The sequence below is a fragment of the Algibacter sp. L1A34 genome (genome assembly GCF_009796805.1).
In the GTDB taxonomy this organism is placed as follows: Bacteria; Bacteroidota; Bacteroidia; order Flavobacteriales; family Flavobacteriaceae; genus Algibacter.
On record NZ_CP047029.1, the window covers coordinates 700031 to 717069 of the forward strand.

The 17039-nt window shown below is 33.5% G+C and carries 15 protein-coding genes; 4 read left to right on the forward strand and 11 right to left on the reverse strand.

Features of this window, described 5'->3' with window-relative positions; all coding sequences use genetic code 11:
• Positions 1-52: 52 nt before the first annotated feature.
• From GQR97_RS03075 to mraZ, 8 genes are all read right to left on the reverse strand, one after another.
• A complete protein-coding gene (locus GQR97_RS03075; RefSeq protein WP_158845167.1) occupies positions 53-1246 on the reverse strand; it encodes an FtsW/RodA/SpoVE family cell cycle protein in 1194 nt (397 codons plus the stop codon).
• 59 nt (positions 1247-1305) lie between these two features.
• Positions 1306-2643, reverse strand: coding sequence for a UDP-N-acetylmuramoyl-L-alanine--D-glutamate ligase (gene murD / locus GQR97_RS03080; RefSeq protein WP_158845170.1), 1338 nt, complete (start codon positions 2641-2643; stop codon positions 1306-1308).
• A gap of 49 nt (positions 2644-2692) precedes the next feature.
• Positions 2693-3934: a phospho-N-acetylmuramoyl-pentapeptide-transferase gene (gene mraY / locus GQR97_RS03085; protein ID WP_158845173.1), complete on the reverse strand. Its 1242-nt coding sequence runs from the start codon at positions 3932-3934 to the stop codon at positions 2693-2695.
• A 16-nt stretch (positions 3935-3950) separates the two neighbouring features.
• A complete protein-coding gene (locus GQR97_RS03090) occupies positions 3951-5414 on the reverse strand; it encodes a UDP-N-acetylmuramoyl-L-alanyl-D-glutamate--2,6-diaminopimelate ligase (RefSeq protein WP_158845176.1) in 1464 nt (487 codons plus the stop codon).
• A complete protein-coding gene (locus GQR97_RS03095; RefSeq protein ID WP_158851564.1) occupies positions 5411-7369 on the reverse strand; it encodes a penicillin-binding protein in 1959 nt (652 codons plus the stop codon). Before GQR97_RS03095 ends, GQR97_RS03090 begins: the two co-directional genes overlap by 4 nt.
• A 60-nt stretch (positions 7370-7429) precedes the next feature.
• Positions 7430-7750: an FtsL-like putative cell division protein gene (locus GQR97_RS03100; protein WP_042497085.1), complete on the reverse strand. Its 321-nt coding sequence runs from the start codon at positions 7748-7750 to the stop codon at positions 7430-7432.
• A gap of 122 nt (positions 7751-7872) precedes the next feature.
• Complete coding sequence (gene rsmH / locus GQR97_RS03105) at positions 7873-8769, reverse strand: 16S rRNA (cytosine(1402)-N(4))-methyltransferase RsmH (protein WP_158845179.1); 897 nt, start codon at positions 8767-8769, stop codon at positions 7873-7875.
• Positions 8756-9226, reverse strand: a complete 471-nt coding sequence (gene mraZ / locus GQR97_RS03110) for a division/cell wall cluster transcriptional repressor MraZ (protein WP_158845182.1) — start codon at positions 9224-9226, stop codon at positions 8756-8758. The genes rsmH and mraZ overlap by 14 nt, the downstream gene beginning before the upstream one ends.
• A 294-nt stretch (positions 9227-9520) precedes the next feature.
• Here mraZ and GQR97_RS03115 point away from each other — a divergent pair, with 294 nt between their 5' ends.
• Together GQR97_RS03115 and yihA are read left to right on the forward strand one after the other, a co-directional pair.
• Positions 9521-10285, forward strand: a complete 765-nt coding sequence (locus GQR97_RS03115) for an alpha/beta fold hydrolase (protein ID WP_158845184.1) — start codon at positions 9521-9523, stop codon at positions 10283-10285.
• Positions 10286-10331: 46 nt separating this feature from the next.
• Complete coding sequence (gene yihA / locus GQR97_RS03120) at positions 10332-10943, forward strand: ribosome biogenesis GTP-binding protein YihA/YsxC (RefSeq protein WP_158845187.1); 612 nt, start codon at positions 10332-10334, stop codon at positions 10941-10943.
• A 311-nt stretch (positions 10944-11254) separates the two neighbouring features.
• Here yihA and GQR97_RS03125 read toward each other — a convergent pair whose 3' ends face one another.
• Positions 11255-12103 (reverse strand): hypothetical protein, encoded by an 849-nt coding sequence (locus tag GQR97_RS03125; RefSeq protein WP_158845190.1) that lies wholly within the window; start codon positions 12101-12103, stop codon positions 11255-11257.
• A 439-nt stretch (positions 12104-12542) separates the two neighbouring features.
• On the opposite strand from GQR97_RS03125, the gene GQR97_RS03130 reads away from it, so the two are divergent.
• Positions 12543-12842, forward strand: coding sequence for a hypothetical protein (locus tag GQR97_RS03130; RefSeq protein ID WP_158845192.1), 300 nt, complete (start codon positions 12543-12545; stop codon positions 12840-12842).
• A 33-nt stretch (positions 12843-12875) separates the two neighbouring features.
• Entirely contained in the window at positions 12876-13727 is an 852-nt protein-coding gene (locus GQR97_RS03135) for a TlpA family protein disulfide reductase (protein WP_158845195.1), read from the forward strand.
• Between the two features lie 38 nt (positions 13728-13765).
• Here the strand turns inward: GQR97_RS03135 and GQR97_RS03140 are convergent, their stop codons facing one another.
• Both GQR97_RS03140 and GQR97_RS03145 read right to left on the reverse strand, forming a co-directional pair.
• Positions 13766-14860, reverse strand: a complete 1095-nt coding sequence (locus GQR97_RS03140) for an ABC transporter permease (protein ID WP_158845197.1) — start codon at positions 14858-14860, stop codon at positions 13766-13768.
• Positions 14861-14874: 14 nt separating this feature from the next.
• The gene (locus tag GQR97_RS03145) at positions 14875-17019 is read right to left on the reverse strand and encodes a carboxy terminal-processing peptidase (protein WP_158851566.1); all 2145 of its coding nucleotides are present in this window, start codon (positions 17017-17019) and stop codon (positions 14875-14877) included.
• Between the last annotated feature and the right edge of the window lie 20 nt (positions 17020-17039).

Below are 17039 nucleotides of genomic sequence, written 5' to 3' on the forward strand. Positions count from 1 at the left end.
CTTATAGTCATTTCCCCGAAAGGGAATAATTCACTCTTTTTAAATTCAATAATTATATAGCTTCCGAAAGAATTTCTAACGGATTATCTTCATTTATTTCTTTTTCCTTGATTTCTTCTCGCCTAGCACTTACACTTAAGATAATACCAACAGCTAAACACGTCATCCAAATAGATGTTCCTCCACTACTTATTAATGGCAATGTTTGTCCTGTTACCGGAAACAACTCCACTGCAACCGCCATATTTATTAAGGCTTGAAAAACAATAGGCAACCCCACACCTAGCACTAATAATTTACCGAAAATAGTATCTGCTTTTTGAGATACAATTACTATTCTAAACAATAACCACATGTATAAAATCATGATTGAGAAACCACCTATTAACCCGTATTCTTCAATTATAATCGCAAAAATAAAATCGGATGATGATTGCGGCAAAGCATGTTTTTGAATACTTTTCCCTGGACCAACACCACTAATTCCTCCTGAAGCAATTGCTATTTTAGCTTTTTCAATTTGATAATCGGCATCGGTATCTTCGTTGTTCGAATAGTTTTTAATCCTATTTTCCCAGGTTGTTACTTTTACATGAAGTGGCCCTGTAGTTAACTTAGCAACCATAATAAAGAACACCAAAGCAACTAAGCCTGAACCTAAAATCACAGCTAAATAACGAATTGGATAGCCTCCTAAAAAAACTAAAATCATGACCATTAAAAACATAATGGCCGCTGTAGAAAAGTTAGACGGCAAAATTAAAGCCAAAATAAAAAATACAGGTACCCAAAGCGGTAAAATTGATGCTTTAAAAGACACAACTACATCTTTTATCTTCGACATATATCGCGCCACATAAACCATTAACACAACAAACGCCAGCGTAGATGTCTGAAAAGATAACCCAACAACAGGTATCTTAATCCATCGGCTCGCACTTGCCCCTCCCATTACCGTTCCTTGCATCATAGTAATTACCAACAACACCAAAACCACAGGAATCATAACTAAAGACAAGCCTTTAAAATAACGGTATGGTATTTTATGAACACCATACATAATAGCAAAACCTAAAAACAAGTGCATAAAGTGTTTTACGAAAGAAATAAATGTGTTTCCGTCGTATTTACTGTACGCCAAATCGCTCGCCGCACTATACACAGGCAAGAAAGACAATATAGCTAGCAGCGCTACAATTGCCCAAATTAATCGATCTCCTTTTATGTTTTTAAATAACGCTTGCATTTAATTTTTACCTTACCTCTTTTTATTATTTGTTCCGCACTTTATACAGAACTCATTTTCTATAAATTTCTAACAGCGTTTTTAAACTGACGCCCTCTATCTTCGTAATTTTCGAATAAATCGAAACTTGCACAAGCTGGCGATAACAATACATTATCTCCAGATTCTGCTATTTTATAAGCGATTTTTACAGCTTCACTCATAAATTGAGTTTCAATAATTACATCAACCATGTTGCCAAAAGTGCTCATTAACTTTTCGTTTTCTGCACCTAAACAAATAATAGCTTTAACCTTCTCGTTTACAAATCGAAACAATTCTTGATAATCGTTACCCTTATCTACACCTCCAACAATCCAAACCGTTGGTGCACTCATGCTTTCTAAAGCAAAATAAGTTGCATTGACATTTGTTGCTTTAGAATCGTTTATATACTGTACTTTATTTATTTTTAAAACATGCTCTAACCTATGCTCTACACCTTGAAAATTCTCTAAACTTTCGCGAATGGTTTGTTTTCTTATTTTTAGTAAATGCGCAACAGTAGAAGCCGCCATAGCGTTCTTTACGTTGTGTTTTCCTTCTAATGCTATTTTATTTGTTGGCATAATTATTTGGGTGTTATCTATTGTTATTTTAATATTTTCTTTGTCTAAATACGCACCATTCTCTATAGTTTTCACTAACGAAAACGGCAATAATATTGATTGAACCGGATTCTTTTTTAGATAATCTACAATCACCTCGTCATCGGCATCATAAATTAAATAATCGTCCTTACTTTGGTTCTTGGCAATTCGAAATTTAGACGCAATATAATTTTCAAATTTATAATCGTATCGATCTAAATGATCTGGAGTAATATTGGTTATTACAGCAATTTTAGGCTTAAAGTCGATGATATCATCTAACTGAAAACTGCTAATTTCAAGCACGTAATTATCAAAATTTTCTTCCAAAACCTGCTTAGCAAAACTATCGCCAATATTACCTGCTAACCCTACATTTAATTCTTCTTTTAAAATGTGATGCGCCAGCGTTGCCGTTGTTGTTTTACCATTACTCCCTGTAATACCAATTACTGTTGCATTGGTATATTTGGATGCAAATTCAATTTCCGAAACCACCTTAATTCCCTTTTCACGAATTTGTTTTACCAAAGGCACTTTATCAGGAATACCAGGACTTTTCATGATGATGTTAGCATTCAGAATTTTCTCTTCCGAATGTTTTTCATCTTCCCATTCAATATCATTTTGTACAAGAACTTGTTTATAATTTTCTTTTATTTTTCCCTTATCAGAAACAAAAACATCGAAGCCTTTAGTTTTAGCCAAAAGCGCAGTTCCTACACCACTTTCTCCTCCACCTAATATGACTAGTCTTTGTTTGGTCATTTCTTTATTATTTTATACCATCTCCGCTTTCGCGGAAACCATACATTCACTATCTAATTTTTAATGTTACAATTGAAAGAATAGCTAACAAAATGCCAACAATCCAAAATCGTGTTACAATTTTACTTTCGTGATATCCCGATTTTTGATAATGATGATGCAACGGCGACATTTTAAAAATGCGTCGACCTTCACCATATTTCTTCCTTGTATACTTAAACCAACTCACCTGCATTACTACCGATAAATTTTCAGCTAAAAAGATTCCGCAAAGCACTGGTATTAACCATTCTTTTCTAACAGCTATAGCTATTACCGCTATAATCCCACCAATAGTTAAGCTCCCTGTATCTCCCATAAAGACTTGCGCCGGATAGGTATTATACCAAAGAAAACCAATTAACGCACCAACAAAGGCAGCTATATAAATAGTGATTTCCTCAACACGTGGGATATACATAATATTGAGATATTCCGAGAAAATAATATTACCAGAAACCCATGCAAATATGCCCAGCGTAAGGACAATAATTGCCGATGTTCCTGCAGCTAAACCGTCGATACCATCGGTTAAATTAGCACCGTTTGAAACGGCTGCGATTATAAAAATGGTAACTAGAATAAAAATTATCCAAGCATACTTTTCTAAATCTGGGCTAATCCATGTGATTAACTTTGCGTATTCAATCTCATTTCCCTTTACAAAAGGAATAGTTGTTTTAGTCGATTTCATTTCGGTCGAAAATAACTTCGATGGCGCTATATCCGGGTTTTCTGCCAATAAAACACGTTGCTGCTCTATTGGTAATTTCTCCTTCATGGTAACATCTTGATGAAAAAACAATGTACTACCCACTATAATACCTAAACCAACTTGACCTAAAATTTTAAAACGTCCTTTTAATCCATCTTTATCATTTTTAAACTTCTTTAAATAATCATCTATAAAGCCAATAATCCCCATCCAAATGGTGGTTACTATTAATAAAATAATGTAAATATTTGAAAGCTTTGCTAATAACAAAACAGGAATTAATGTGGCTAGAATAATAATAATTCCACCCATTGTAGGTGTGCCCGCCTTTTCTTTTTGACCGTCTAAACCTAAATCACGAATGGTTTCTCCCATTTGCTTTCTAGATAAAAAGCTAATTATTTTTTTACCGTAAATTGTTGAAAAAAGCAAAGCAAAAATCATAGCCAATGCTGCTCTAAAGGTTAAAAACCCAAAGAGTGATGCCCCAGGAAACTGGAACTGTTTTTCTAAATATTCGAATAAGTAATACAGCATTCTTTCTCTATTTTAATTACTTCTGTAATTGCTTTAATATCTCTTGCACGGTTTCATAATCATCAAAATGAAAACGCTCGCCTTTAATTTCCTGATAATCTTCATGACCTTTTCCTGCGATTAAAATAATATCATTAGGTTGTGCCATTTGGCAAGCCGCTTTAATGGCTTGTTTTCTATCTGAAATTGTTAAGGTCTTTTTAAAATTCTGAGGCTCTACGCCTTTTTCAATATCATCTAAAATGGCTTGTGGTTCTTCACTTCGTGGGTTATCACTAGTAAAAATCACTTTTGTACTTAACGCCGTAGCAATATGCCCCATTTTTGGACGCTTGGTTTTATCTCTGTCTCCACCACAACCAACAACCGTAATCAGTTCTTCATTTTTAGTTCGGATACTATTTATTGTTTCTAATACATTTTTCAATGCATCCGGTGTATGTGCATAATCGACAATAGCCGTTATTTTTTCATCTGAAATAAAATATTGAAAACGCCCGCTTACACTTTCCAAATCACTAATTAAACGAAGGATTTCTACTTTTTCTAGCCCTAGCAATTCCGCCGTAGCGTAAATTGCTAGAACATTATAAGCATTGAAATTTCCGATTAATCGTGTCCAAACTTCACTATCATTAACTTTAAGCAGCAAACCGCTTAATCTGTTTTCTAAAATCTGCGCTCTATAATCAGCATAGCCTTTTAAAGCATATGTCAGTTTCTTAGCTTTTGTATTTTGAAGCATAATTGCTCCATTTTTATCATCGGTATTCACTAACGCAAAAGCTGTTGATGGTAAACCGTCGAAAAAACGTTTTTTAACATCGCGATACTCTGCAAAAGTGTTATGATAATCTAAATGATCGTGTGATAAATTGGTAAATATCCCACCTTCAAAATGCAAACCTTCTGTTCTAAATTGATGAATACCATGCGAGCTTACTTCCATAAAACAAAACTCGACACCTGCCGCATTCATTTCCTTTAAATACTTATTAATAGTTAAAGAATCTGGCGTAGTATGAGTTGCTTTATACTCTACAGTATCTACCATTATTTTTACTGTAGAAAGCAAACTAACTTTAAAACCAGCGTTTTTAAACAACTGAAATAACAAACTAGCAACTGTTGTTTTTCCATTAGTACCAGTAACACCAACAAGTTTTAAATTCTCGGATGGCACACCGTAAAAATTGGATGCCATAATAGCCATAGCTTTACTAGAATTATCAACTTCTACATAAGTTATACCATCAACAACCACTTCCGGAGTCGCCTCACAAACTATTGCAGTAGCACCATTTTTAATAGCCACATCTATATATTTATGCCCATCCACAACACTGCCACGGATAGCCACAAACACATCACCTTTAACAATGTTGCGCGAATCGAAATGAATGTTATTTACATCCATGCTCGTGTTTCCAACAACAGCATTTAAAGTAACCTTATATAATATGTCTTTTAATACACTCATGATGCTTTTAATGTAACCGTTTGATTATTTTTCAACTTGGTACTTTTATTTATTGACTGTTCTTTCACAATGCCGTTTCCGTTAAGCTTTACCTTAACCTTCACATCCATGTTTTCTAAAAGTGCTAATGCGTCCATGGCAGGCAAGCCTACAACATTTGGCATAATGGTTTTATATGTTTTTGTGGTTTCGTAAAACTTATTATACTCATCTTCCACAGCCGCAACTTTTACATCTAAAGATTTTACTTCATCTATTAAAGGCGTGTCTGTAAATATTTTTTGCGCAATACGTTTAAAAACAGGCCCTGTAACATCGGCACCATAATATCCTTTTTTCGTACTTGGCTTATGAATAACTACAATGCAAGAATATTTTGGGTTTTCCGCTGGAAAATAACCTGCAAAAGACGAGACGTATCTTTTATTCTTTTTCCAATCAGCCATCCAATATTCGGTTTGTGCCGTTCCTGTTTTTCCTGCCATGGAAAAATTTGGAGAATACAACTTGCTTGCCGTCCCTCTAACTACAATATTTTTTAATATTTCTCTAATTTCACCTAAGGTCTTATCGGAACAAATCTTTTTATTAATAACTTCTTTTTCAAAAACCTCAATTTCCTCATCAAACTCCTTAACTGCTTTTATAAATCTAGGTTTTACCATTTCACCGTCATTCGCAATAGCATTATAAAAAGCAAGTGTTTGCAAAGGTGTTAAGCTTAAATTATAACCATAAGCCATAGATGGCAAGGCGTTTCTACTCCACTTTTTATCACCAGGCTCTGGAATATCTGGCTCTCCTTCTCCTTTTATTGAAACCCCTAAAGGCTTGTCAAGATTCCAATCCTTGATATGATCTATAAATTTCTTAGGATTTTTAGAATAATTTTCATCTATAATCGTAGCTAAACCAATATTTGAAGACACCTCTAAAGCTCTTGCTGCCGAAATTTTACCAAAACCACCATGGTGAGAATCGTAAATTGTTCTTCCATAAAAACGCTTAGCTCCTTTTTTAGTATCTACAACCGTTGATGTATCAATTACTTTATCTTCCAAAGCAGCCATAAGCGCCATAACTTTAAAAGTAGACCCTGGCTCGTGCGACTCCCAAACGGCATAATTTCGTTTTTCGTAATATTCGCCGCTCTTGGTTTTTGCTAAATTTGAAATCGCTTTAATTTCGCCAGTTTTAACATCCATAACCACAACACAGCCATGCTCTGCCTCGTAATACTCTAACTGCCCCAACAACGAATGATGCGCGATATCTTGAATATTTACATCGATAGTTGTGTAGACATCATAACCATCTTTTGGCTCCACTTGGTTATAATCGGTAAGTGGTTTCCATTTGTTTTTCCCTATTTTTTGTTTTAAACGCTTACCATCGGTACCACGCAAATACTTTACTCCAAAAGCACCATCGATCCCGGCACGCGTTACATTTCCTTCGTCATCAAATCGTTCGTAACCAATAGAACGTTGTGCAATAGCACCCATTGGAAATTCACGTTTTGTTTTCTGACTCACAATAAGTCCTCCCGGAATTGCGCCTAATTTTAAAAGCGGAAACCCTCTAAAACGCACATAATCGGTGTAATTAATATTTTTTGCTAATAGCAAATACTGATTTTTATTAGCACGTGCTTTCCTAATAGACTTCTCGTAATACGATGATGATTTTCCTGAATATTTAGAAAGTGAATCGGACAATGGCCCAATAAATTCTTCGAACTTTTTAGTTGGAGACACTACCGCATCTATAGCAATATTATACTTCGGAATTGATGTTGCCAATAAACCTCCATTATCAGAATACACATTACCACGATTTGCAGGAATAGTAATATTTTGAATATCCCGTTTTTCAACAAGTTCTCTATACTTATCACCTTGCAAATACTGAATACTGAACAATTTAAACAGCACAGCAAGCCCGAACACAAACATGCATCCCGCTACAAAATATAGTCTATTTAATATGCCCTTATCGTTTACAGCCAAGGTGTTCTAATTATTTTGAGATTTTACTTTTATCTTTTTTGCTGGCGTTGTGGAGGTTGCCAAACCTTTTTCTTTCATTTTTGCTAATACAGTCGATTCCATTTTTAATCGCTGCAATTTAGAACGACCGTCCACAAATGCCGAACGCATCTCTTTTACTTCATTATTAAGTTTAGATATTTCGTAAACTTTTTTATCTGCACTATGCGAGCTCGCTATCATAACTATCGCTAAAGCGGAAACAAACAAAATCATACGCCAATTCTTAAACGAATCATCGCTAACTAAAAATGTTCCTTTTAATATGTCGTATATATTATTTTTCACTTTAATTATTAAAATATGATATTTTCAAAAAAGCGGAAAAACCACTCTTATTATTAAAGACACAAAATCCTCCTTTTTCAATTCGGTATTGGATCTAGAACTCTCTTTTTATTTATTTGAAATTAAGCCTTAGTAGCAATCCTTAACTTTGCACTTCGCGCTCTGTTATTTATTTTAATCTCTGCAGCAGTAGGCACCACTAAACCACCAACTTTTTTAAGCGGCACTTCAAAATTGCCAAACATATCACGCTCTGGCTCCCCCTCAAACAGACCGTTTCTAATAAATCTTTTTACTAACCTATCTTCTAAAGAATGGTATGATATAAAACTTAACCTTCCGTTTTCGTTCAAAATCTCAGGTGTTTGAGATAAAAACTCTTTTAGAGCTTCAATTTCTTGATTCACCTCAATCCTAATAGCCTGATATATTTGAGCTAAAACTTTATTCTCGTGTCTTGGTGGTAAAAATTTTCGTAAAACAGACTTCAACTGTTCACTTGTAACAATAGCTTCACTTTCACGGTGTGCAACAATTAAACTAGCCATAGCAGGAGCCGCACGCAATTCACCATATTGCAAGAACACATCTTTCAATTGTTCTTCTTCGTATTCATTAATTACATGAAATGCCGACAATGTTTTTTCTTGATTCATCCGCATATCTAAATCAGCCTCAAACCGAGTAGAAAAACCGCGCTCTGCAACATCAAATTGATGTGACGATACACCAAAATCTGCCAAAACACCATCTACTTTTTTCACACCATGAAATCGTAAAAAACGTTTTATAAATCTAAAATTCTCATTTATTAATGTAAATCGAGAATCGTCAATTGTATTTTCAAGAGCATCCAAATCTTGATCGAACGCAAATAATTTCCCGTTTTCACCAAGTCGCTTTAAAATCTCTTTACTGTGTCCGCCACCACCAAAAGTAACATCAACATAAACGCCGTCGGGTTTAATATCTAAACCATCTACCGTTTCTTTTAATAATACCGGATTATGATATTCCATAGTCTTCATCATCTTGCCCCATAACTTCTTCGGCTAAATCTGCAAAATCGATTGCCGCATCATCAATGGCTTGTTCATATAAATCTTTATCCCAAATTTCAATAATATTGATTGCCGAAGCCACTACAATATTTTTCGAAATGTTAGCAAAAACCGTTAAATCTTTCGGCACTAACAAGCGCCCATTAACATCAACTTCAATAATTTTTGCCCCAGCAGTAAATCTTCGAATAAAATCGTTGTTCTTTTTCTTGAACTTATTAAGCTTATTCATTTTCTGCATTAACGTTTGCCATTCTTGCATTGGATATAACTCCAAACACTTCTGAAAAACCGATCTTCGCAAAACAAAACCATCGTCTAGCACCGACGCAAGCTGCTTTTTTATCGCAGCAGGCATCATAAGTCTGCCTTTGGCATCAACTTTACAATCGTATGTTCCTGTTATTAAGTCCAATAGTATTTCGCTATGGTTTAAACGTTTAAGATTCAAATATATTGAAAATTTTACCACATTTTACCACTTTACCCCACTTTGTTAACAAGTTTTTGATGAAATGCGCTCGAGTAACGACGAGATTAACAAAGGCTGTAAGTAATTCTGATTAGTTTTTAATTAATTTTATAAGAAAAACCTTAACTTTAAATGTTAATCTCGATAGATAAAAATTATTCTTTTTGAGAAGGAATTAAACCTTTGAAATATCAATGAAATAACTATATTTGTTCTTCATGCAATGAATACTGATTAATGACGCATAGTTTAAAAAAAGAAGGTAATTACAAATACATGGAAGTCGGAGAAGGCACGCCAATTATTGTACTACACGGATTAATGGGTGGGTTGAGTAATTTTGACGGCGTAACTAATTTTTTTAGCCAAAAAGGGTATAAAGTTATTATTCCTGAGCTTCCTATTTATACCATGTCGCTGCTTAAAACCAATGTAAAAAGCTTCGCTAAATACCTACACGAATTTATAATTTTTAAAGGTTATGATGAAGTAATTTTATTAGGAAATTCGCTTGGCGGCCATATTGGATTATACCATACAAAAATGTTTCCCGACACCGTAAAAGCTTTGATTATAACAGGTAGCTCTGGTCTTTACGAAAGCGCAATGGGAGGCGGATACCCAAAACGTAGCGACTACGAAGTGATTAAAAAGAAAGCACAAGATGTGTTTTACGATCCCGCAGTTGCCACAAAAGAAATTGTAGATGAAGTTTACGAAACCGTAAACAACCGTAGCAAACTAATAAAAACTTTAGCAATTGCAAAAAGTGCTATTAGGCATAATATGGCGAAAGATTTACCTAAAATGGAAACGCCAACCTGTATAATCTGGGGTAAAAACGATAGTGTTACACCTCCAGAAGTTGCAGAAGAATTTAACGAACTTTTACCAGATTCCGAATTACATTGGATTGACAAATGTGGCCACGCAGCCATGATGGAGCACCCAGATGAATTCAACCAAATCTTGGATGCTTGGCTAACAAAAAGACAATTCTAGAAGTATTTCTACATATAAACTCCCAACTTTAAATACCATAAAATAGATGCATATTAAATCGGCCGAATTTGTAATGAGCAATTCCGAAGTTGAAAAATGCCCAAAAAGCAGATTGCCAGAATATGCCTTTATTGGTAGAAGTAACGTCGGGAAATCTTCGTTAATTAACATGCTAACTAGTAGAAAAAGCTTAGCTAAAACTTCGGGACGACCTGGAAAAACACAACTTATTAATCACTTTTTAATTAATTCAAACTGGCACTTAGTCGACTTACCTGGATATGGTTACGCCCGTGTTTCTAAAAGTTCTAAAAAAGTATTTCAAAAATTTATTACCAATTATTTTGGACAACGTGAACAACTTGTCACTGCTTTTGTTTTAGTTGATATTCGCCACACACCACAACCTGTAGATTCAGATTTCATGAAATGGTTAGGCGAAAACGGCATTCCTTTTTCAATAATTTTCACTAAAGCCGATAAGTTAAGACCCAAAGCTATTGAAAACCACGTGGAAGCCTATAAAAATATTCTACTTGAAACTTGGGCAGAGATGCCTAATTATTTCATTACTTCATCATCTAAAGACATCGGAAAAGATGAAGTTTTAGGTTATATTAATGAGTTGAATGAGAATATGGAGTTGGGCGCTCGTTAATTATTTTCTTTTAAGTTCAGCCACTATTTGGTTTGCTGAAAAGTATTTTGTTTTACTTTTTTAGCTCCACGGCTTTATACTTACTAGCAACATTCAATATTTAGGTTTATAGAGAAATTTAAAGTATTAAAAGCTATTTTTTCAATAAGTTCTTCAAAAGAAATCAATGCCCCATAAAGCATATTTAATAAAGACTTTTCCAAAACCCACCTAACTTGTTACTTAGTCTAAAAACCAGTAATTTCATATAAAAATTTCTACAAATAACGTAGTGTTAGAGAAAAATATTTGACACTAAATTATAATCGTCATTAATCTATTAAATTCCCTTTCAACTTTAATTCAGCTTGTTTGTAGCCAATATTTTTAACATAATCATTAGTAATATCGTCATAAACAATATATCCTAAGTTTTCATTAAAATAAAGATTGAATAAAGCTGTAGCCTTGTACGCTCCTATTACGGCAGTAATATTAGATTCAAACACATTGATGTTACCTTCTTCATTAGGTTTTACAAAATCGGAATCATTCGTTAAAGTTGTACTGAAAATATTGCTTATACCCGTTTCAGGTGTAATAATATCAATATATTCTGTAGTCCTTAGAGTAAGCCTAATAGGGTAATTCCCAACATTTAACCAAGTATCTATTTCTAAACCATGATAATTAGCATTAACTTGTGAGTCTGGTATTATAATCTCAGGATTATTAAATAAAATTGGTTGCTCTGTATCTATAATTATTCTATAAATTCTAGATTCTGAATCGTCAGAGTTCGTTATCCTAAAATCTACAGTATTTGGATAACTAAAATCAATATTATCTCCTATGCTAAGAGGATATGCATTAAACGAGTCGTTGTTTATTCTATATTCAATACTAGTTCCTTTAAATTTTATTTTTGGGATTAGATTAGAATAATCTATAGACGATGGAAATAAACAAATAACCAGAGAATCTACTGGTTGAGTATTTGATTTTATTACAGAAAAGGAATGATCTTTTGATAATATATCAAAACTAATGATTGATAGTTCTTCCCCTGGAATTACACCTTCAACAGCACTTTCATTATTATCATCAGAACTACATCCAGACAATAAAACCAAAGTAAATATTACAAAACTAAAAGTTAGATTTTTTTTGAAGTATTTCATTTTATAAAAATATATTTATAGTTATAGATACAAATAAACTCACATTGTTATTTAAGTAGAGTTTCTAATTAAAACAACTTAGGCACAAACCATGCCAGCTTATTATATTGCAATTGATATTAACAAGAATAGTTTTTCTGTTTCTTCTTTTATTAATGGTAAAAAAACACGGTCAAATTTAGTTTCTAGAAAATTATTATTTTTAATCTAATAAAAATTAGTTGCACTTCCATTGATAAAAAGTAAAACCTAAAATTTAATATCTATTTTTGATAAGAACAATGAATGTAACAAAAAAGAAACCACTTTCAAAAAAAAAAAAAAAAACGGTAGCTATAAACTAAGTGTTTTTATACTATAACCCTGAGTTAAATAGAAAATTATAGTAAATTTACAGGTAACTTTCTACAAAGTACAACACTGCCAAACATTTAATAAAATGAGAACTAGCCTAATAAAAAAAATCATCAGCCTCATACTAACTAGTTTTACACTAATAGCTTGTCATACTTCAAGCGATATATCAGGAATATTAGAGGGGACTCAAAAAGAAGGTGCTAAAATTTACCTTATTCAACCTGAAAATCTGCGAGATGTAGCAGCTTCATATTTCGGAAAAGTAATAGACTCCACAATAGTAAAACCCAATGGTACGTTTGAATTTTTAAACGTGCCAAAAACAAAAGAACCTATATTATTAGAATTAGCGTTACAACTATCTGGAAAGTATCCTAATTAATTACAAACTGATAATCCCATTAAATCTAACTATATGCCGATTCTATGGGAAACAGGGAAACCTCTAAAAATCAGATCAACATCGAATAACTTCCAAAAAGATTTTTCTATTGAAAATCCTTCAAAAATAAATAAAGTTTTATTGGAGTTAAGAAATATTAACCATAAAGCTTACCAAATAAACCTTTTAGGGAAGCATTGGGACGTAAAAGATGGCGATCAATTAATGAACAAGGAACATGCTATTTTACAATATCAAACGGAGTTAATAAAATTTGCAGATAACACACCATATCTCATACCTGCCCTAGTAGCCCTAAGATGGGTAAACACTGCAAATGATTACGAACGTATACCCGAGTTTTTGGTAAATCAATGCAATAAATGGAAGGAACAAAAACCTAATAACCCTTGGATAAAAGAACTTTGCAAACAAAGTGAGCCTTCTAATTTACCAGTTTTAATAGGTGATGTATTTCCTAATATAAAACTACCTTTAATAACAAAAGACACACTTTCTATTAAAAACGAACTTGGAAGTAAACTCACTATTATAGACTTGTGGGCATCTTGGTGTGCACCCTGCCGAAAGGAAAATCGAGAAGTTTTAGTTCCTATATGGGATCAATACCACAACAAAGGGTTACAAATTATTGCTTATGCTCTAGAAAGTGATGCATCTGCTTGGAAAGCGGCTACGGACCACGATGGAGCAAATCGTTGGTTTCAAGCATCCGACTTAAAAGGAGACGATGCTCTTTTTTTAAAAAAAATACGAGTACAAACCATTCCTGCGAACTTCATTCTTGATGAAAATGGTGTGGTAATCGCAAAAAACATTCATAGAAAAGCTTTAACAGATTGGGTAGAGAATTATATGAAGTAACATATTATAAAAAGAACCCTAACGGTAAATTAAAATTATCACCCTTTCACATCTAAAGCATCACGTAAGGCATTCCCAATAAGCATAAACGCCATTACTAAACTCATAATACAAAGTCCCGGGATTAATGCCAAATAAGGCTTTCCTAAAATAATATAATTGTAGTGATCTTTAATCATGGCGCCCCAACTTGCCATTGGTGGTTGTGCCCCAATACCTAAAAAACTCAAGCCACTTTCTATTAAAATAGCTGCGGCAAAATTGGCTGCAGATATCACGATTACAGGTGCCATAATATTTGGCAATATATGTTTTGTTATTATTCTATAATCGTTAAAACCTAAGGCTCTAGCTGCTGTTACGTATTGCATTTCTTTAGTGCTAATTATTTGCCCGCGCACAACTCTCGCCACTTCGACCCACATGGTTAAACCTACAGCAATAAACACTTGCCAAAAGCCTTTACCTAAAGCCAAAGTAATTGCTATTACTAATAATAGTGTTGGAATAGACCAAGTTACATTTATAATCCACATGATAACAGCATCTACTTTTCCGCCAAAATAACCTGCGATGCTTCCCATAAAAATGCCAATAACTAATGATATAAAAACAGCAACAAACCCAATAAAAAAAGATATTCGTGCTCCAACCAACACCCGACTTAGTAAATCTCGTCCATATTTATCAGTTCCAAAAACAAACACTTTTTCTTTTATAAACTGAGAGGCATCACTGTTTGGAAACCGACTTAAAAGCAATGTTTTTTTAACACCTTCCAATCCATCGGAAGCATATTCAGTATAATTTAAAGTCTTTTCATCTATATGATATTCCGAAATAGGAATTTCAGTATCTGTATTTTTTCTCCCAAAAAAAACTTGATCAAACATATTTTGATTTACTTCCAATCCAGACGGTATAGTTAACATGGTTGTAGAATAACCAGGCCTCTTAGAGTGGATTGATAAATGCATTTGATTGGCGTACTGTGAATTATCGGGTGCAAACACATAAGCGAAAACCGAAATTAAACCCACAAAACCAATAAAGCACAAACTAAAAACACCCCAAAAGTTCTTTTTAAACTTTTGGAGTGCTAATTGCTTTAGTGAGCTAGATTTTGAACTCATATATTTTATTTATTCTATTTTTTAGCCCGTGGTTTTGTTGCCGCCACCTTTTCAATTGGGTAATTTTTTAAATCTTCTAAAACGTTTAAAGCTTCTTCCACATAAACATCTTGACTTAAGCTCTCGTGCCAACGTACACGTTTTTCTTTTAAATCGGTAGTATCTTTTTCAAAAAGAGCCTTTTCATATCTTGTTGAATTGAATGTTAAATTGGTTTTATAATCCGAAATAGCATCAAACTGTTTGGCCTCTTCTTCATTATTATCAAGTTCTGCTTTGTATTTCTCAAAGTTTAAAGAAAATCTAGTATCATCAATTTTACTTTTCACCCATTTTGCGTTTTCATCAATAAGTTTTAATTGAGCGTTGTTCGCCATACGCAACTTACTCTTAGCTACAATATAACTATAATCGAAATAGCCTTTCCATGGTGTATAATCGGCGGCATCAATCTCATCATAAGGTAATGGGTTATCTTTATCTTTTTCACCTACATCAATATAACTAAATCTACCAGGAACCTCCACATCACTCTTAACGCCTTCCAATTGAACTGAACCACCATTTATACGGTAATACTTTTTAGTAGTAAGCGCGATAGCTCCAAGATCTCCTCCTGTATTACTGCGTAAAACATTATTAAGATCTATAACATTTTGCACCGTACCTTTACCATAAGTTTGCTTACCACCTATTATAATAGCACGTTTATAATCTTGCATTGCAGCAGCCATAATCTCTGATGCTGAAGCCGATATCTCATTAACCAAAACTACCATTGGACCATCCCACACAATAGACTTATCTATATCGCTTAAAACTTCTTTAGCTTGTCCTGTTGAGCGCACTTGAACAACTGGTCCTTCTTTAATAAACAATCCGGCCATATCAACAACTGTTGGCAAAGATCCTCCACCATTATTACGTAAATCTAGAACTAAACCTTGAATACCTTCTTTTTTAAGACGTAAAATTTCGTTCTTTACATCTTTAGATGCATTTATATTTTTATAATCTTGAAAATCGGCATAAAATGCAGGTAAATCAATCACTCCAAAACGGGTTCCATCTTTTTCAACTACAGATGATTTTGCATAAGTTTCTACCAACTCAACCACATCTCTAATTATAGTAACATCTTTAACCGTACCATCCATACTCTTAATGGTTAAGGTTACTTTCGTTCCTTTTGGGCCTTTTATGTATTTAATGGCATCGCTGATTCTCATACCAACAATATCTACAGCTACATTTTCATTTTCCTGTTTTACTTTTAAAATTATATCTTCTACCTCTAAAAGCTTACTTCTCCAAGCAGGTCCCCCAGAAATTAACTCTACAATTTTAATGTAATCCATTCGTTTTTGCAATCTTGCTCCAATACCTTCAAGTTTACCAGACATGCGCTGATCGAAATCCTCTTTCCCTCTTGGTGCTAAATAATAAGTATGAGGATCAAACTCTTCTACAATAGTATTTACATAAACAGCAAACCAATCGTCTCGTTGCAAATCATCAACATTGTCGTTAAAATAAATATCGATAGATTTTAACGTAGCTTCACGAGCTTCTTTTTCAATAGCTTCATCAGTTTTCATAACGTGCTCTGGGTCTTTTTCTTTAGCACGCTTCTCTTCTTCATAAATATCATCATAATTAGAAAGTGTAGAAAACTTTAGCTGTTGTCTCCAACGCTCTTTCATTTCTCTTTTATTTTTCACAAAATCGGTATTCTCATAATCCATATCAAAATCTTCATCAATTGTGTAATCAAAAGGTTCTGATAATATTTCTCGATATATTATTTTAACTTCACTTATACGTTCTAACACACGTTCGTGAACTAAATTGAAAAACGAAATGTCTACATCTTTTAATTGATCGTCTAAACTCGTTCTATATTTTTCAAAATCTTTATAATCCGAAGCATAAAAATACCGTTTTACAGGATCAACAATTTCTAAATAATCAGAAAACAATTCTTCTGAAAAGGTATCATCAAAATCAATAGGATCAAAGTGACCACGCTCTATAACAAAGGTAATAAGTTCAATTAATTTTTTATCTTTATCTGGATTATCGAACTTCTTGGTCGTAAAACTGCAGGACGCAAAAGCCAAAACCATTAACAACGATAATACTTTAAAATTCTTTTTCATAATATTCTTCATCTTCTGTA